General features: G+C 47.2%; 25 protein-coding genes. 11 read left to right on the top strand and 14 right to left on the bottom strand.

From position 1 onward, the window contains the following. Positions 1-348: 348 nt before the first annotated feature. The 14 genes from O1721_RS26100 to O1721_RS26035 all read right to left on the bottom strand — a co-directional run bounded on the left by O1721_RS26100 (position 349) and on the right by O1721_RS26035 (position 7,779). Positions 349-726 (bottom strand): hypothetical protein, encoded by a 378-nt coding sequence (locus O1721_RS26100; RefSeq protein ID WP_032310206.1) that lies wholly within the window; start codon positions 724-726, stop codon positions 349-351. A 35-nt stretch (positions 727-761) separates the two neighbouring features. Further along, positions 762-1,085, bottom strand: coding sequence for a KleE stable inheritance protein (gene kleE, locus O1721_RS26095; RefSeq protein WP_024252924.1), 324 nt, complete (start codon positions 1,083-1,085; stop codon positions 762-764). Positions 1,086-1,123: 38 nt separating this feature from the next. Next, positions 1,124-1,348, bottom strand: coding sequence for a DUF2688 domain-containing protein (locus tag O1721_RS26090; RefSeq protein ID WP_003019687.1), 225 nt, complete (start codon positions 1,346-1,348; stop codon positions 1,124-1,126). Between the two features lie 99 nt (positions 1,349-1,447). Then, positions 1,448-1,708, bottom strand: coding sequence for a KorC protein (locus O1721_RS26085; RefSeq protein ID WP_003019685.1), 261 nt, complete (start codon positions 1,706-1,708; stop codon positions 1,448-1,450). After that, positions 1,709-2,827: a hypothetical protein gene (locus O1721_RS26080; protein ID WP_024269745.1), complete on the bottom strand. Its 1,119-nt coding sequence runs from the start codon at positions 2,825-2,827 to the stop codon at positions 1,709-1,711. A gap of 47 nt (positions 2,828-2,874) precedes the next feature. Further along, positions 2,875-3,342 carry an antirestriction protein gene (locus O1721_RS26075; protein ID WP_479954027.1) on the bottom strand — a complete coding sequence of 156 codons (468 nt, stop codon included), beginning with the start codon at positions 3,340-3,342 and terminating at the stop codon, positions 2,875-2,877. 122 nt (positions 3,343-3,464) lie between these two features. Continuing rightward, positions 3,465-3,623 carry a DUF2543 family protein gene (locus O1721_RS26070; RefSeq protein WP_113501113.1) on the bottom strand — a complete coding sequence of 53 codons (159 nt, stop codon included), beginning with the start codon at positions 3,621-3,623 and terminating at the stop codon, positions 3,465-3,467. An 81-nt stretch (positions 3,624-3,704) separates the two neighbouring features. After that, positions 3,705-3,902 carry a DUF905 family protein gene (locus tag O1721_RS26065; RefSeq protein ID WP_065809911.1) on the bottom strand — a complete coding sequence of 66 codons (198 nt, stop codon included), beginning with the start codon at positions 3,900-3,902 and terminating at the stop codon, positions 3,705-3,707. Positions 3,903-3,991: 89 nt separating this feature from the next. Beyond that, positions 3,992-4,576 carry a hypothetical protein gene (locus tag O1721_RS26060; RefSeq protein ID WP_065809912.1) on the bottom strand — a complete coding sequence of 195 codons (585 nt, stop codon included), beginning with the start codon at positions 4,574-4,576 and terminating at the stop codon, positions 3,992-3,994. Next, entirely contained in the window at positions 4,573-4,821 is a 249-nt protein-coding gene (locus O1721_RS26055; protein WP_024252919.1) for an antirestriction protein ArdR, read from the bottom strand. The genes O1721_RS26060 and O1721_RS26055 overlap by 4 nt, the downstream gene beginning before the upstream one ends. Continuing rightward, on the bottom strand, positions 4,821-5,090 hold the full coding sequence (locus O1721_RS26050) for a HigA family addiction module antitoxin (protein WP_105166474.1): 270 nt from the start codon (positions 5,088-5,090) through the stop codon (positions 4,821-4,823). The genes O1721_RS26055 and O1721_RS26050 overlap by 1 nt, the downstream gene beginning before the upstream one ends. Further along, on the bottom strand, positions 4,990-5,436 hold the full coding sequence (locus tag O1721_RS26045) for a type II toxin-antitoxin system RelE/ParE family toxin (protein ID WP_479954024.1): 447 nt from the start codon (positions 5,434-5,436) through the stop codon (positions 4,990-4,992). Before O1721_RS26045 ends, O1721_RS26050 begins: the two co-directional genes overlap by 101 nt. Before the next feature lie 1,012 nt (positions 5,437-6,448). Next, positions 6,449-7,327 carry a plasmid replication initiator TrfA gene (gene trfA, locus O1721_RS26040; RefSeq protein WP_032194784.1) on the bottom strand — a complete coding sequence of 293 codons (879 nt, stop codon included), beginning with the start codon at positions 7,325-7,327 and terminating at the stop codon, positions 6,449-6,451. An 80-nt stretch (positions 7,328-7,407) separates the two neighbouring features. Beyond that, positions 7,408-7,779, bottom strand: a complete 372-nt coding sequence (locus tag O1721_RS26035) for a single-stranded DNA-binding protein (protein ID WP_004196205.1) — start codon at positions 7,777-7,779, stop codon at positions 7,408-7,410. A 105-nt stretch (positions 7,780-7,884) separates the two neighbouring features. Here O1721_RS26035 and O1721_RS26030 point away from each other — a divergent pair, with 105 nt between their 5' ends. The 11 genes from O1721_RS26030 to trbK all read left to right on the top strand — a co-directional run bounded on the left by O1721_RS26030 (position 7,885) and on the right by trbK (position 17,229). After that, complete coding sequence (locus tag O1721_RS26030) at positions 7,885-8,289, top strand: transcriptional regulator (RefSeq protein ID WP_003019654.1); 405 nt, start codon at positions 7,885-7,887, stop codon at positions 8,287-8,289. 254 nt (positions 8,290-8,543) lie between these two features. Next, entirely contained in the window at positions 8,544-9,431 is an 888-nt protein-coding gene (gene trbB / locus O1721_RS26025) for a P-type conjugative transfer ATPase TrbB (RefSeq protein WP_003019652.1), read from the top strand. Between the two features lie 113 nt (positions 9,432-9,544). Then, a complete protein-coding gene (locus O1721_RS26020) occupies positions 9,545-9,928 on the top strand; it encodes a TrbC/VirB2 family protein (RefSeq protein WP_003019650.1) in 384 nt (127 codons plus the stop codon). A gap of 2 nt (positions 9,929-9,930) precedes the next feature. Continuing rightward, entirely contained in the window at positions 9,931-10,257 is a 327-nt protein-coding gene (locus O1721_RS26015) for a conjugal transfer protein TrbD (protein WP_003019648.1), read from the top strand. Further along, positions 10,254-12,797 carry a VirB4 family type IV secretion/conjugal transfer ATPase gene (locus tag O1721_RS26010; RefSeq protein WP_065809913.1) on the top strand — a complete coding sequence of 848 codons (2,544 nt, stop codon included), beginning with the start codon at positions 10,254-10,256 and terminating at the stop codon, positions 12,795-12,797. Before O1721_RS26015 ends, O1721_RS26010 begins: the two co-directional genes overlap by 4 nt. Beyond that, positions 12,794-13,501 carry a VirB8/TrbF family protein gene (locus O1721_RS26005; RefSeq protein WP_024252961.1) on the top strand — a complete coding sequence of 236 codons (708 nt, stop codon included), beginning with the start codon at positions 12,794-12,796 and terminating at the stop codon, positions 13,499-13,501. Before O1721_RS26010 ends, O1721_RS26005 begins: the two co-directional genes overlap by 4 nt. 15 nt (positions 13,502-13,516) lie before the next feature. Continuing rightward, positions 13,517-14,407: a P-type conjugative transfer protein TrbG gene (gene trbG, locus O1721_RS26000; protein WP_024252960.1), complete on the top strand. Its 891-nt coding sequence runs from the start codon at positions 13,517-13,519 to the stop codon at positions 14,405-14,407. Positions 14,408-14,409: 2 nt separating this feature from the next. Next, a complete protein-coding gene (locus tag O1721_RS25995; RefSeq protein ID WP_032194780.1) occupies positions 14,410-14,862 on the top strand; it encodes a conjugal transfer protein TrbH in 453 nt (150 codons plus the stop codon). A 3-nt stretch (positions 14,863-14,865) separates the two neighbouring features. Beyond that, positions 14,866-16,260 carry a TrbI/VirB10 family protein gene (locus O1721_RS25990; protein ID WP_024252958.1) on the top strand — a complete coding sequence of 465 codons (1,395 nt, stop codon included), beginning with the start codon at positions 14,866-14,868 and terminating at the stop codon, positions 16,258-16,260. 12 nt (positions 16,261-16,272) lie between these two features. Further along, positions 16,273-17,043 carry a P-type conjugative transfer protein TrbJ gene (gene trbJ / locus O1721_RS25985; RefSeq protein WP_004196177.1) on the top strand — a complete coding sequence of 257 codons (771 nt, stop codon included), beginning with the start codon at positions 16,273-16,275 and terminating at the stop codon, positions 17,041-17,043. A gap of 12 nt (positions 17,044-17,055) precedes the next feature. Then, positions 17,056-17,229, top strand: a complete 174-nt coding sequence (trbK, locus tag O1721_RS25980) for an entry exclusion lipoprotein TrbK (protein ID WP_003019629.1) — start codon at positions 17,056-17,058, stop codon at positions 17,227-17,229. The last annotated feature ends 2 nt before the right edge of the window (positions 17,230-17,231 follow it).

The following is a 17,231-nucleotide window of genomic DNA, read 5'->3' as shown; positions in this document are numbered from 1 at the left end:
CGGTTTATTTTATGATGCTCACCATCATCAATATGACTGCCAACAGGCACAGTAAACGACATTTCCTGTAATGGCGACTTCCATACGTAGCCAGGGCGCGTATCGCCGCGTTCTTGCTCTTTAAGGGTTCGGCAAAGCTGTCGTTCGGGGCCAGACCAGGAGTAAGAGCAGACACAAAAAGGAAAATCAGGGAATACCTGTATTCACCGGCTAATGCGAAGAGAACAGCCTGCAAGAAGGTGATCACTCCCCACGTCAGGAACACATAAAATTGTCTCTGCAAAAGAAACCGACATACAGCATTACCTACAATAAACCTTCTGAGTCTGAATGAAGTTCCGGCCAAAGCTAACCTCCTTTATTCTTTTCCTGATATGCGTAAATCATTTTTTGGTACGTACTGACAGGAATATTTGTGATCACGCCATCGCAATTGATTTTATTGACATTTTCATTAAAAGAACCATTGTAGGCATTTTCTTCAATCATCCTGCAGCTGGATAGCTTCTCGCCATATTTCACGTCTTCATCGTTGTAAGTTGGTAACAGAAACACCGTGATTAAACTAGCAATAAATACAACCAATATCACCAGACTCTCAGTAAGAAACCGATCCTTACCCCACTTGCGATAACGCCACATTAACCAAATTACAATGATAAGCGAAATCAAAAAGCCGACGCTGATAGCTCCCACAAACGGCTTCAAAACACCTGCATAAATCATTTTGTGTCCCCAGCATAAATGACAGCTGATTAGTATTACGGCGCTTTGGGCTTCCATGTAGCCATAATGTAAGTCAGGGCTGCCAGTACAAAGAAACTGATCACAAACGGCCAGGCTGCAGCAAACGGGCCATCACTCCATTTAAACATCATTTTGAAAAACTGAATGACAACGTTCGCGATCAGCAGGAAGCGAACAGGAATCCATAGAATGACCAGCACCATGTACACCGCACCAATGACTCCATGCATGATATTACGCATGGCACTCCCTGATGTTTGACCGGCAGCCTTCTCGACCGGCTGGCCCTGCTGCGGTTTACTGTCCTCTTGACGAGGAAATTTAACGACATTGGTCATACTGGCCTCCTGCTGGATTCAGACACTGAACCGGTTAGCTAGTGTCCTCTGCGATGAAGCGTTAATGTTGGCTGGCATACGCGCCGAACAGCAAGCTCCATGATTTCTTTACTGATACGTTGATTTTCTTCTGGCGTAAGACATTCAGCACAAATTTGGCCTAATTCAGCCTTTAATGAATTTGCACCAAAAACGCTATGTTTAAGCATGGTGAGACTGCAGCCGCAACGCTTGCAGTGAGTATGGATAAGTGTATTTTTCATCGGAATTCTCCGGCTGCTGACCTGAGTGATTTACCCGGCCTTCACAAATATTATAGGACATTTTGTCCTATCCTGCAATTTTAGCGGCTAAAATTCTTTTCACACCTTCCAGATTTTACCCAATCCGGCATATTCAACCAGGATAGCCCAGGCCGAAAAAGGAATGGGGGTATCTCCCCCAATCCAGCGCCTGACGGTTCGACTGTCTTTCAGTCCGGTCAGTGTGGCTGCTTTGCTTCCTGTTAGCTCTGCTATCTGCATCAAAGTACGAATTTCTTCTGGCGTCGGACAAACCCATCCCGCACCAAAGGGTAAAAAACATTCTGACCTGATTGAGACAGGGTAGGGTTTAGTTTGCATTCACGATTCACCTGTTTTGTTGTCTTCCAGTAATTTCAGTTGATCAACATTGTAAAAAGTACGAACGCAAGTAGGGTCAAAATCCACTACCTGAGTTCCGCGACGGTTGATTCGATAACGTATAGGCTTATCTTCATGCGCCTCCACGCATCCTGAATCGTATATCGTAACGATTTTTACAATAGTGCCAATATTTTTAGCAAACACCGGATGATGCACACTCACGATTTCACATCGAGCACCAACGTAAAATTCCTTGTAGCGCTCAACGGTAATCATCCTATCTTTGTATTCTTTGGGACGTTCCTTTGCCAGCTGCTTGCGCCGTTCGCTTTCGGCCCTCATAGCTTCTCTTTCAGCCTCCCGTTCTCTCTGCATAACAGCTGTAATGCGTTCCTGGGCTGCTATAGCCCATTTACGGGCGATAAATGCTTTAGAGGCGGGTAATAACGCCTCAACCCTAACAAAGCCGTCAGGGAGCGTTAGAGGCGTTCTGTCAGGGGGAGGCGAAAGGGATTTTAACCAATCAGGCAAAGGCTCAGATGCCAGCCTGTCACGGGAATCAGCAGCGATAAAAGCAGGTTTCTTTCTGGCGTCAATCAGGCTTTGAAATACGCGGGATACATGTGCATCAACGGTTTCTCCAGGTCTGACTTCTGAAAGCCTAACAAAATGCGAACGATACCCTGTTTCGGATACAAAGGGAGCGCCTAAATCAACGGCATGAAACGAGGTGGAAAGATACCCCATCATACATCCGGCTTCGACCTTAACCCTTGCTCGCATACCACTGAAACTTTCGATGATAAAATCACCGTGCTGGCCCCACATAGGAACGCTACCGTCATCAGCACGGCAATATTCACTGATAACATGAGCCGCTTCATGTTCACCGGCATTACACCCAAAGAAGGTTTTACCGTTCATTTTCCAGATACAGGCTTCAAACCGGTACACAGCATCATGACGCTGTTGCGGATCACCGGTCATACAGGCTTTATTCAAATCAATTAGCGCTGAGTACGCCGCGTCCAGAATGCGATGGTCGTCCGGCAGCTGCTGCGCAATAGCTTCCATTTGCTGATCGCGAGAGTCATCGCCAGGATAATGTTTGGACATATTAAACCCCTGAAAAATCCCCTGCAGAGCAGGGGATAAAGACTCACTTAATCGATGGCCGCACGGAACAGCGCATATTCTTGATGCCCGCTGGCGTAATCAAACAGCTGATGATAATAAGCACTGCATCTTTCTGAAAATGGCAGATTAGAATTAGCAAGCTGGGCCAGCACAAAACTGGTTGCCACCATACCTGCAGCTTCTGCGCTTAACAAACCGTCAAAGTAATTACCCTGGACAGAAATACGGTAATGTTCACGGCTGTTTGGTGCCATAAAATAACCACCATTTGAAAGTTCATAAAAATCCCACTCACCACCATCGTAATGGGCTTCAATTTTATCCAGCGCACTACTTAAATATCGGCTTTTATTTTCAGGACTTAATTTACGCATCCAGTTATAAGTGTGGTTTTCCACAAAATGCCAGTATTGACCGAAAAATTTCGGCATAAACATCAGGCGTTCTTCACAATCTGTAAGTTTACGAGCAGTAACGATAACTTCATTATTCATCGGAGTTCTCCGGTAGTTGACCTGAGTGACTTACCCGGTCTTCACAAACAGTATAGGACATTTTGTCCTATACCTCAACACTTAATAAAACCATTTTTATTGCTTATATCAAAACTGCTTACTTATTCATCAAGCCCCCAATTGCTAAGGAAACGGGCTATTTCTGGTACGCGTAGTACGTCAATATTGTATTCCTTAGCAAGTCTCAGCATTGTATCTGCATCTATCGCATCACCACCGACAAGGCGCGTGACGAGATCGTTAAAGAACGGTTGGGCCAATTTTTTTTGTCATCATTTTTCCTTTTTAATTTAAGAGCTGAATATATTAGAGAAGGCCCGCTATGCGGGCCAGTTTGCAAATCAGTTTTTAATGAAGCGCTGCAGCTGCTGCTTGAAATTATATTCAAAGTCCGGTTCAAAATCCCATGCGCGCCAGATAAGAAGATTGGTATCAGCCTCGCGAATTTCTACCTGGTGCTCGTCGTACTTAGTAACGTTAGCAACCTTAACAGTTACAGTATCGACAAGGGGAGGGAGGTTCTTAAGTACATCTTTCATCGGAGTTCTCCGGTAATTGACCTGAGTGACTTACCCGGCCTTCACAAACATTATAGGACATTTTGTCCTATAATGTGAAGTGTTTTATTCTATTTCACGACCAATTCTGAATATAGAAACCACCCAATAACAATGATACATGCAATATCAAAAAATAGAGAACAGTATAAATAAATACCTTCTGCTTTAATAAATTTTGTGAAGTGTGAATTAAACAAATCAGCACTTATATTCTCTTTGAGATCTTTATTCATTTTCTTGGCGTCAATCATTAAATGAATAGACTTTATTAAATTGTGAAAACATGCAAGTAATGAAAAAGAAAACACAAACAAATATAAATCCTTTTTTGTCCCCACCTCAAGCAGATAATAAATAAATGATGCAATAATCAAAACAAAGAAAACAGCAGATGCTATTGACTGGATAATGCAGCGTTTTCTGTCCCATTTTATAAAACTTAAAAATGGTTCCTTCTTCCAGACCTCTTCTTCATTATCACCATTTTCAGGTAGATCATACTTACCATCTAAAACTTTCTTTAAAAACTGATAACGCTTGATTAAATTCATCATTACTGCAAAAGTTATATACGACAAACCAGCAACAACCATTGCAAAATAAAATAGCGGAAATGTAGAAAATACCGTTTCAAAATGCGCATTATCATTCATATAAGTTCCTTCTGATTTTCCAAAACTACCCAACACTTCGCGCCATCATACTCGTTACCGCCTTCGGCAATAAAAATATGCCCACTGGAATCAATAGCTATTGCACCAGGCCTTTCATGTTGAGGGTCACGCAGACAGTTTTTCCAGCCGTAAACCGCATCATTCCAGATCAGCACTATGCCGCTATCGGCATGTTCCGGGTTCTGTAATCGCCAGCTCCGGGCTATTTCTACGTAATTTATCATCAGCCTGCCTCCGCTAGCAGATCCTGAATAGGGCGGAAATGGTTATTCGCTATAATATTCCGGCTCTCCCAACGGTCATGAGCGGCCTGCAAGTTAATCCAGAAGTCTTCATCAGTCTGGAACAATACGGCCAGCTGTGAGGCTTCTGCTACGCTGATACGGCGGCTATTATTGATTATCTGGCCGATAACTTTGCGGGACACACCCATTACCAGCGCCAGCTCTGCCTGGGTGATGTTCAGCGGCTTTAAAAACTCTTCTGACAGCATTTCGCCTACAGTGGTTGGTTCTGCGGTGATCGTATCCATATTCCCCCCTAGCGGTACTTATGTGGTCGAGATAAATGTCGTAAGCATGGCCATCGCGCCAGCGAAAGATTAGACGCCACTGAATGCTCACCCGAATGCTTGACCATCCAGCGAGATTACCCTGCAAGCGTTCATAATTATTACCGGGCGGCGAGAACAATGACTTCTCACTGCTGGCAGCGGCCAGAAGAGACAGCTTACGGCGAAGCGGCTTTTCAATGATGGCCGGTATCTGTGCGCTCCGTGTCCCATGCACGTAGAACGCTGCAAGCTCACCGTTCTGGCCGTCCTTAAAGCTACCAATCATTCCAGCGCTCCATCATATTATTGAGTGCTCATTATATCATCAAATGCGGCTCATGCAACCAAAATGGAACATGGAGTAACTAATTTGGAACATCCGCAAAAGATCCAATTTCGCATAACGATCCTAAGACGATCCCTTTAAAGCCCTTCTTTCTGGCGTAAACCCTCCGGTTCTGTAGCGCATTCAGTATTTCGAAGTGTGCTTGGTATCTCTAGCGAGTATCTATGCCCGGCAAAGGTACTTTGCCGAGAGCGAAGCGGCCTATGCTCGCGTAGCGAGTGAGTTATTAAGTAGTTACATCATCCGTTAAGGTTTCTGCTTTGGGCCTTGTTAAGGCCCGGAGCAGAAATCCTTTAAGGGCTAAATGTTTTGCACGTTGGTTAGTGCGGCTGCGCCAGAGATTTATCTCTGGCAGAGCGAAGCGGCCTAAGCTCGCGAAGCGAGTGAGTCATCTTTGGGGTGAAGACCGCTTGCGGTCGAGGGGCTTGCCCCTGGGGGGATGGGAGGCCGCTTGCGGCCGGGAGGGATTGAGAAGGGGGGTTTCCCCCCTTCGGGGGCGTCGTTAGACGCGGTTAAAAATAAGGTTAATTTTTTTGGTTAAAAGTGGTTAAAGGATCGGTTAAAAGATTGGTTAAAGATCTGGTTAGAGGGGTGTGCAAAACTCAATTAAAACAATGATTATTAAGGGGAAAAATATCCACATGCGCCCCTCATATGTCATAAAGTAGCCCCTCAAGTGTCATGAAATCGCCCCTCATATGTCATAAAGCAGCCCCTCAAGTGTCATGAAATCGCCCCTCATATGTCACCATGACGCCCCTCAAATGTCGTAATTCCGCCCCTCATATGTCATATCTTTACCGGTTTATAAACAAGGTTATCCACAGAAACGGGGGATGATTTGAGAAAGTGATTAAGCTATGTACAGCTAAACATTTTTTTTGGTAGCTAAACTTACGGCAAAAAAAAAGGGCGGTAATAACTCGCCCCTCAAGTGTCGTAATGTTGCCCCTCAAGTGTCGCCATCTGATTTAGGCTCGTCAGTGCTTCGCTTACAGTAGATACGATCTTTATCTACCCAGGCACTGTGAATGAGGCCGCTTTCTTTAAGTTCAACGCAGGCTTTATTCACCTGTTCGCGCCACTTTTTAATGCGATCTGAATCAGAACCGCACATCAGCTTGAAGGTATCCAGTTTCATAGGGTAGGGTTCGCGGTGGGAACCAAAGTAGTCAAACAAGCGGCGAGCGGTGGGGGAGAGCTTGCGATATTTTTCCCAAACAAATTTCGAATAATGGTCCCCGGCAAAGAGTAAAACCATTTCCTTATCAATCATCACTTCACAGCGCGATAACCGCGTACCGCGCTCAATAACGCGAAATCGCCCTATTAGAGAAACCGACTCCAATTGCCCGACGCGATCAGAAATGAACTGCATGGCCGTTGCCTGGAGCCGGGTAAGACACTCCTCAGCTTTACTGATGTAACGCCCGTTGTAAGACCATCCTAAATCCTGACAGAGTTCATAAAAAGTGAAAGTAATGGGTTCTCCCATGGGTTTCCTTTTGGCGTACTCTAGAACCTGCTGCCATACCAACTCGTCATCATCGGCCCTTAGCTCAAGTCCGGTATACGTGATACGCACGTCCTTATTGATATGATAAATTTCTTTTTTTTGCAGAGCTTCGCGGGGCTGACGCTTATTTTTAACAGTAAAGAGCGCAGATCGCGCATAGTCGTTAGGTAGTGCTCGCATGGAATCAGGCCATGGAGCAATATCGAAAAGCGTCAGCTGCTTTTGTGTATTCTTTTCGTCGATAGTTTTTTTACGCTGGGCCAGTGCAGCCTCTTTCAGCTTATCGAGTTCTGAATGTGTTTTGTTATCTGTCATAAAAGCCTCAGCCGCTTTATCTGCGAATTGAGAAAAGGCCCATAGCGGGCCTTTCATTCTATCCCATGTTGCATCAGCAATCAGTTTTCATTACCAGCAGCTGCAGGACTGCTTGCCGGGGATTTTGTATTTAAATACTGAATATTCTCAGCAATGTAATCAATGCCATACACTTTTTGGCCGTTCGATTCATACTGAGTGTTACGCATAGAACCTTCAACAAAGACCTGTGAGCCTTTCCCCAGGAACTTTGCAGCGTTTTCTGCAGCCTTACCCCATACCTTGATACGGAAAAAGTCAGTATATTCCTTGACTTCACCGCTTTCCTGTTCTTTATAGCTCCCGTTAACCGCTATATCGAAAATTGCGATCGGTGTGCTTTTTGCTGTATACCGTAACTCTGTGTCTTTTGTTAGATTTCCGATAAACTGAAAACGATTAAGATTTTTCATATGCAGATCTCTATCTCTGTGACTAGGGAATATAGAGTTTAGCTAAACAATTTGATTCGGTCAACATTTTAGCCGCTAAAATTTACATCGAGGCGTAAGCGTATCGTGTACAACCTAATTTTTTTTACTAACATCCTCAGACTGCTTGAAGAAAGAGGCATGACAAAGCAGGAGCTTTCCCAAAAGGCTGGGGTTTCAATCTCTTTTTTGTCGGACCTAACAAATGGAAAAGCGAACCCATCTTTAAGGGTGATGGAATCCATTGCTAATGCCCTCGATGTAGCCCTTCCTGTTCTCCTTGAAACAACTGATCTTGATGAACACAGCCTTATGCTGATGGCTGATGGAAAACCTGTTAAGAGCCTTCCCCCTGGCTATGTAAGAGTGTCCGTCATACTTTCCGAACAGCAAGCCTTTCGGGTACGTATGTGGAGTGATCAGGCTCGCCAAAAGTTAGGGCAGGAAGCAAAGGCAATGCTGGAAAAAATGCAGGAAAAGAAAGACAGTTAACGCCAGAAAAAGGATGGTTCTGCAGGGATGCAGATTTTAGCCGCTAAAAAACATCCCCTTTCCCCGTCTTCGAACCACCAATAATTTCGCTTTAATGCTGGATTAACTCTTGCTTGCAAGTTTGTTTCGGTATATCGTTTGCCGTAATTTCTATTGTAAAAGCTGTGTAAAGAAAAAGAGGAATTATGGACGCTGTAGATTCCGTTGATTTAAGAGCGATAGAAAAGCTCAAAAGGGACATGGGGCCAAGTTTGATGGAAGCGTTGGAAGATCCTGAAACGCTGGAAATCATGCTCAACCCGGATGGCAAGCTGTGGCGTGAGAAATTCGGTCAGCCTATGTTCTGCATGGGAACAGTGCCTGTACAACGTTCAAAAACCATTCTTCAAACTATCGCGGGCTTTCACAAAAAGATTATCGATCACAAATCGCCATTTCTTGAATGTGAACTCCCTATTGATGGTTCCCGTTTTGCGGGCCAGCTGCCGCCACTGGTTGCAGGTCCAACCTTTGCTATTCGTAAGAAAGCCTCACGCATTTTCCTTCTGGATGAATATGTAGATAAAGGCGTAATGACCAGGGCGCAGGCTGATTTTATTTGTCGCGCAATTGCCGCGCATAAAAATATTCTGGTTATTGGTGGTACTGGTTCAGGGAAAACAACGCTGTTAAACGCCATCATTGCTGAAATAGTTCGTCAGTTTCCAGACGAGCGTATCTGCATTATCGAAGATACGGGCGAACTGCAGTGCGCCGCGCAAAATTTTGTTCAGTATCACACCACCGTTGACGTCACCATGACAGACATTCTTCGCCTGATCCTGCGTATGAGACCTGACCGTATTTTCGTAGGTGAAACACGCGGCCCGGAAGCCCTCGATATGCTTGACGCCTGGAACACCGGGCATGAGGGCGGCGCGGCCTCACTTCACGCCAACAACACGCTTTCTGCTCTCACGCGTCTGCGTTCACTGATCTCACGTAACCCGTTTGCTCCGCGAGAAATTGAGCCGGTAATTGGCGAAGCGGTCAACGTGATCGTCCAGATTTCTAAAACTACTGAGGGTCGCCGGATTAAAGAAATCCGCGAGATTCAGGGTTATGAAAACGGGGAATATATTTCCCAGCTCATTGCAGCTTAAAAAATGGAGGACATATCTACCACACACAGCAACGAAACTCAGGCCAACGGGCAGGCCATAAAGCTCAACCTTATTCAAATCGTTCCAGAACAACCTTAGTAAGGGGTTATTTAATGAAAACAGGTCTTTCCCACTTCAACCTCAGCAAACACGCCTTTATTGCATTTTTGGGCGCGATGCTGTTTTTCATGGCAGCTGAACCTGCTCTGGCGTCAAACACATCTGGCGGTGGCCTGCCGTTCGATGACTGGATGACCAACATCCGTACTTCTGTTACAGGACCATTTGCATATACCGCTTCCATTATCGGCCTGGTCGGTGCAGGCGCGATGTTGATCTTCGGCGGTGATATGAACGGGTTCCTTCGTACCCTGATTTTCATCGTTCTTGTTCTTAGCTTCCTGGTTGCGGCTCAAAACACGTTGTCTGCAATCACCGGGCAGGGTGCAGAACTGGCAGCAATGCTGACCAGCTCTAAAACAGGGGGAGTGGCATAACCATGGCATTACGCACGATCCCCATTCGTAGGGCGGCTTCAAGAACGAACCTCTTCATGGGCGGGGACCGTGAATTGGTTATGTTTTCAATCCTGCTGGCAGCGGTCCTTATCTTTACATCACAAGACTGGATCGCTGCCGGTGTAGGCATCGTGATTTGGGCGGGAGCACTTTTCCTGTTAAGGAAAATGGCTAAATCAGATCCGATGTTACGCCAAGTTTATTTGCGTAGCCTCAAATACAGCCAGCCGTATTATGCGCCCCGCGCTACGCCGTTCCGCAAAAATACAGGAACCCAAGGCAAACGTTATGAAAGGGTGAAAAAATGAATACCGTAATTCCTGTCTTAGTTGCGCTGATAGGTCTGATCTTGCTTGGCATGATGCTGGCTTTCTATTTGCGTATGGTGAAGGAATATCACCTTAAAAAAAATCGCTCGGAGGATGAAGCTGTAGCCGACATGCTTATGTACGCCGCTGTTGTTGATGATGGCGTGATCGTATGTAAGAACGGTTCCTTTATGGCGTCATTCTTTTTTAAAGGTGCTGACAACACGAGTTCGACCGATCAGGAAAGAGAGCTTGTCTCATTTCGCATTAATAAAGCGATTGGCAGACTCGGCAACGGCTGGATGATGCACGTTGATGCAATTCGTAGTCCGGCTCCGTCATACAGTGACCGAAACGCTTCGCACTTTCCCGACCGTGTTTCCGCTGCCATCGATGAAGAACGTCGCCGTCTGTTTGAAAAGATGGGGCAACTGTATGAAGGGTGCTTTATCGTTACCTTCACCTGGTTCCCGCCTGCGCTGGCAGAAAGTAAATTCACTGAATTGATGTTTGATGATGATCGCGAAGCCTCTACTGATAAAGACGCTACGCTTAATCTCATCGAAAAATTTAAGCATGAAATCAGCATAATTCAGGCAAATCTTTCAGAGGCTGTTTCGATTGAACGGCTGAACGGCGTGAAAGTCGTGCAGGAAGACGGCTCCGTTGCAACGATGGATCAGCAGCTGGAGTACCTGCAGTATTGCATTACGGGCCTGCAACATCCTATACGCCTGCCAAATAATCCTATTTACCTGGATAGCCTCATTGGAGGTCAGGAGCTTATTCCTGGCATCACGCCGCGTATCGGGAAAAACTTTATTCAGGTTGTGGCGATTGAAGGCTACCCGTCTGAATCTTATCCGGGCATTCTCAGTAAGCTGGCCGAACAGCCATGTGAATACCGCTGGTCAACGCGCTTTATTTTCCTCGATGCTCACGAAGCCATTTCAAAGCTGACGGCATTCCGCAGGAAGTGGAAACAGAAAGTACGCGGTTTTATGTCTCAGCTGTTCAATACCAATAACGGCTACGTTGATGAAGACGCACTGTCTATGGTCAACGATGCGTCTTCTGCTATTGCAGAGACTAACTCCGGTTTGGTCAGCCAGGGTTACATCACCAGTGTTATTGTCCTGATGAATGAGGACCGTCAGAAGGTCGAAGCAGCAGCAGAGTTTATGCGCAAGGCTGTTAACAAAACCGGCTTCGCCGCACGAATTGAAACCGTTAACACGATGGATGCCTACTTTGGTTCCTTACCGGGCCACGGTGTTGAAAATGTGCGGCGCCCGCTGGTAAATACCCTTAACCTTGCCGATCTGATGCCGACCAGCACTATCTGGCCGGGCGAAAACAAAGCCCCAAGTCCGATGTTCGAAGTAGGCGCACCGCCGTTAACACACTGTGTTACGTCAGGGAATACGCCATTCCGACTTAATCTGCATGTTCGTGACCTCGGCCACGCTTTCATGTTCGGACCAAGCCGTGCCGGTAAATCTACCCATCTGGCGTTAATCGCTATGCAGTGGCGACGTTATGCTGACTCGCGAATTTTCACTTTCGACAAAGGCCTGTCGATGCTTGCCACCTGCAAGGGCGTAGGCGGGAAACATTTCACGATTGCCGGTGATGATAACCAGCTGGCATTTGCTCCCTTATCACGACTGGATACTCCTACCCGCCGTACATGGGCGATGGAATGGATTGAAGCCATTCTGATCCTGAACGGGGTTAAGGTTGATTCACCGATGCGAAACGCGATTGCTGACGCCATTAAGAGTATGTCTGAGACTCATTCGAAAACCCTGTCTGAATTTACGGTCACGGTACAGAACAATGTCGTTCGTGAGGCGCTCAAGCAATACACCATTGATGGCAACATGGGGCATCTGCTCGATGCAGAAGAAGATGGCCTTGATATTGCTGACTTCATGACCTTTGAGATTGAACACCTCATGAACATGGATCAGAAATACGCGCTGCCGGTGCTGCTCTATCTCTTCCGTCGCATTGAAGAATCTCTGGATGGTCGCCCTACACTCATCATCCTTGATGAGGCCTGGCTTATGCTGGGTCATCCAGAATTCAGGGGCAAAATCCGCGACTGGCTTAAATCCATGGCGAAGAAAAACTGCTCTGTTCTTATGGCAACTCAACAGCTTAGTGATGCGGCCAACTCTGGCATTCTCGATGTCATTATTGAGTCTACTGCCTGCCGAATCTTCCTACCAAACAGCCACGCCCTGCAGGAAGAATCCATGCCTCTGTATATCAATATGGGGCTTAATCGCCGTCAGATTGAAATCATCGCGTCTGCCGTACCAAAACGCGATTACTACTACGTATCCGACGAAGGCCGCCGCCTGTATCAGCTCGCGCTGGGGCCGCTTGCGCTGGCATTTGTGGGAGCTACTGATCCCGATTCAATCGATGCAGTTAAACAACTGTCCGAAACATACGGTGATGGCTGGGTAGATGAATGGCTACGCACTAAGGGTCTGGACTTGAATGATTATGAGTATGAGGTCGCTGCATGAAACTTTTTAACGGTAAAAAAACCCCTCAGCCCGATAGCCCTAATCCGTATCTCAATGCACGTCGTTCATGGAATATCCACATGGGCCATGTGCAGCAGTTCGGGGCGCTGGGTATTTTCATTGGTGTTGCGGGTCTGCTTATCGGTCTGGCCGCTGTGGGGGGGATTACTTACATCGGGAGCCAGTCGAAAACTGTCCCGATGGTTTATGAACAGGACAAGGCAGGTAACTACGTCAGCCTGACAAGAGCAGACCGCTTGCCTCCAGCCAAGATCGACGACTATCGCACCGCTGTATGGAACTTTATCGATCACATCAGAACGGTTACGCCAGATGGTGAACTACAGCGTAAGTCTGTATTGCGCACCTACGCGTTTTTGTTCCCGGATGATCCCGCCACAACAAAAGCGAATGAATATCTGAATGGTTCGAAAGAACGTAATCCTTTCACCCGTGCAAAAACGGAAATGGTCAGCAATGAGCTGATTTCCGTACTGCAGCAAACGCCAGATACCTGGCAGGTTGACTGGATTGAGACAACACGTAACCGCGACGGTACGTTAAAAAACCCACCGGTCCGTATGCGAGCACTGGTCAACGTTTATCAGAACACTAATCTGAACGCAAAAATTAACGAAAACAATGATGTGATGAACCCACATCGTATTTTCATTAAAGATTTTAACTGGTCAAAACAACTGTAAATTCGGGGCCGACACATGAAAAAGTCAATTATCTCAGCGTTAATTTTGAGCTTACCGCTTCTGGCTAATGCGGCTCCCGGTAGTGATCCGCTGGCCGACCAATATTTCTCTAACAATGAGCCATCACTCACACCGCAGGAACGAGCAGCTATTGGTATCGGCCAGAAATGGCAGACCGGTGCTGGCAGCGTAACCAGTAAACCATTTGCAGGGCCGGACGGTGCAATCAGTTACGTGTATACAACGGGCCAGACGCAGATTGTCTGTGCCGTACTGCAGCTGTGCGATGTGGCTTTGCAGCCCGGAGAAAACGTCAACAATATCGACGTTGGTGATCCACGCGTAACGGTATCTCCTTCAATCACCGGTTCTGGTGCCGCGCAGCAGCTGCATCTGATCATCAAACCGCTTGATGTGGGCCTTGATACCTCTTTGGTAGTGACGACTGACCGCCGCACTTATCGTATGCGAGTTAAAACCAGCCGCACCAAATTTATGCCGTATGTGTCATTTACCTACCCGGAAGACGCGCAGGCTAAATGGGATGCCATTCGGACGCGTGAAGCCAAGCATCTGCGTGACAACACAATTCCTCAAACAGGTGAATACCTGGGGAATCTGGACTTCAACTACGAAATCAACGGTTCTGCCAGCTGGAAACCGGTACGTGTATATAACGATGGCGTCAAAACCATTATCCAGTTCCCTAAAACGATTTCTTCTGGCGAAACCCCAATCCTTCTGGTTGTGCGTAAAGAAGGTGGGCTGTTCTCTAAAGACGAAACACAGCAGGTAAACCTGCGTACTCAGGGAGACAGAACGATTGTCGATGGCCTGTTTGACAAGGCATATCTGGTAATTGGCGTCGGTTCGAGCCAGGAAAAAGTGACTATCACAAGGGGCTAATAATGAAAGCAGCAATGAAATTAACCTCTGCTATGGTGCTGGCCGCGAGCCTGTTAATGACTGGCTGTGTCTCTTCCGGTTATGGCAACTATTCAAATGCCAATATGTTCGCCTCTACGAGCATGGCAGATAACACCGTTGCGCATCTGGCAGCGCTGTATCCTCCGGGACGTACTACGTTCACGATGAAACAGCCTGCCAAAGATCAGTTCGGTTCGGCACTTGTTCAACGTCTTCGGTCGCGGGGTTATGCCGTTATCGAGTTCACGAAAGACGGTAAGCCACAGAGCGCCCTGGCAAATTCAGGGACCACTCTTGGTTATGTCGTGAACACCGTCGCGCCTAACCTCTACCAGGTCACAACGTATGTTGGTGGCGTCACGTTAAGCCGTGGTTTCGCTCTGGCAACAGATGGCAAAGCATACCCGGCAGGCCCATGGACTCGCGAGGAATAAAGGATGGCTGACCAAGATAAAATGTCCCCCGACGCTTCTCCGGGCGTTGCTAACAAAACCGGTGTACGCCGCGTTAACAAAAGACCGATGTACATTGCTATAGGCTGTGTGGCTGCATTCTGCCTTGTCGTTGCATACGTCGCGAATAAACGTGCCAACCAGGGCGCGTCTGATACGGCAGAAACGACTGTTCAACGCGGCAGCAGCCGTGATACCTCTGCAATGGCAATGGATGTTATGGGAGGCGGTAGTTCCGGGCTTATTGAAGCACCGGCAACACCGCCAGAGATTCCGAAACAGGATGATAAAACCAAACCGAGCACAGATTATACAGGGGTTCCCGTTGCGCCAGTGGCTGATCCAGATCAGCCACCCGTTCCGCAACGGTCGGAATCGCCACGGCAGAATGATCCAGAAGCAGACCAGATTCGTCGCAATAAAATGCGTGATTTTGTTGAGGCCGTAAAAGCTAAAACGGAAGTGAGCCTGCCTAACCAGCTGGGGCGTTCAACCACTGCAGGCAATACACCGCAAACCCGCGATGAAATGCTGCAGGAAATCGCTAACGTTCGCCGTCAGATGGAACAGAACAATGCTGGCGATGCTACTGCAAGTTATGACGCTCAGGTTCAGAGAATCCGGGCCTCTATGAATGGCGGCGCAGATAGCGGCAGCGATACTGGTATGCAGCTGGCATCAGTGGGTGGTGCTTCCGTTTCCCGAAATGACATCAACCAGTTCGGTAAGAAAGGGCAGGGTGACAGATGGTTACTGGATGAAAAAGTTTCGGCACCACACAGCCAGTATGAACTTCGTGCGGGCTGGGTCATTCCTGGCGTCATGATTAGCGGTATTAACTCTGATCTTCCAGGGCAGATTGTTGGTCAGGTTGCTCAGGACGTTTATGACTCGGCAACAGGCAAATACCTTCTTATCCCTCACGGAACTCGCGTGATAGGTACATATTCAAGCGATGTTGCCTATGGTCAGGAAGGGGTCATGATTGCCTGGCAGCGTCTGGTATTCCCGGACGGAAAAGCTCTTGATTTAGGCTCCATGCCGGGCGCAGACATGGCGGGTTATTCTGGTTTCCGTGATCAGGTTAATAACCATTACTTCCGTATCTTTGGTAACGCTCTGCTGCTGTCAGGTATCACCGCGACAATTGCTTACTCTCAGGATCGCGACCAGAACAATAACAACTCGAATCAGGCTCCGAACATGAGCAGTGAAATGAGTGCAGCGCTGGGTCAGGTATTCGGTCAGGCCATTGCGCAGGTTGTACAGAAAAACCTGAATATCGCGCCTACGCTCGAAATTCGTCCGGGTTATCGCTTCAATATCATGGTCACTAAAGACCTGGCATTCACAAAGCCTTATCAGGCATTTGATTACTAAGAGGACAAGACGATGAGTACACGTTTCGTTTTAGCCGCTAAAAAAGCGTTACTGGCTTCCTTCGTGGCGTCAATCATGGCATTACCGGCGAAAGCCGGTATCCCTGTCATCGATGGTACAAATGTGGTGCAGACCACAATCAGCGCAGTCAACAACGTTCAGGCTGTGGCAAAACAGATCCAGCAGTACCAGACGCAGCTGCAGCAGTATGAAAATATGCTCAAAAATACAGTCGCACCTGCTGCCTATATCTGGGATCAGGCCAATTCGACCATCAACAAATTGTTGCAGGCGCAGGACACCCTTAATTACTACAAAAATCAGGCCGGGAGTCTTGATTCATATCTGAAACGCTATCAGGACGTGAATTACTACCGCTCATCACCGTGCTTTAACAGTAATGTTGAATGTACTGCGGATGAAATCAGCGCACTGCGTAAAGCTGAACAGAACAGCTCTGAGGCACGTAAAAAGGCCAACGACGCTGTGTTTAAGGCTCTCGACGAACAGCAGGAAACATTGCAAAGCGATGCTGATAACCTGGCAGATTTGCAGACTCAGGCAACCGGTGCGCAAGGGCAAATGGAAGCTATTCAGGCAGCTAACCAGCTTGCCAGTGCTCAAACAAATCAGCTGCTGCAAATCCGCTCGCTCCTAGTAGCCCAGCAAAACGCTGCAGCAACACTGGCACAGGCCCAAGCCGATAAAGAGGCCCAGCAAGCGGCTGCATCAGAAACTTTTAGGGCAGGGACTTATACCAAAAGCCCCGCACAATCTTGGTAAGGTGATACTCCTATGAAATATATCATTCCACTCATTCTGTCGGCGTTCTTTATCACTGCTTGCGACCAAAAAACCGATCCCAACCAGGTTGATTGCAATAAGTCAGTATCAAAGATGACTGACCAGGAAAAAACGCAGTGTGGTAAATCAGGCGAATTTACAAAAAGCCCCGAAAAGAAATGGTGACA

It is taken from the genome of Enterobacter cloacae complex sp. HYC033_NIDB (assembly GCF_056673335.1).
The sequence above is the reverse complement of the archived record's forward strand: the minus strand, read 5'-3'. Positions and strand labels throughout refer to the sequence as shown.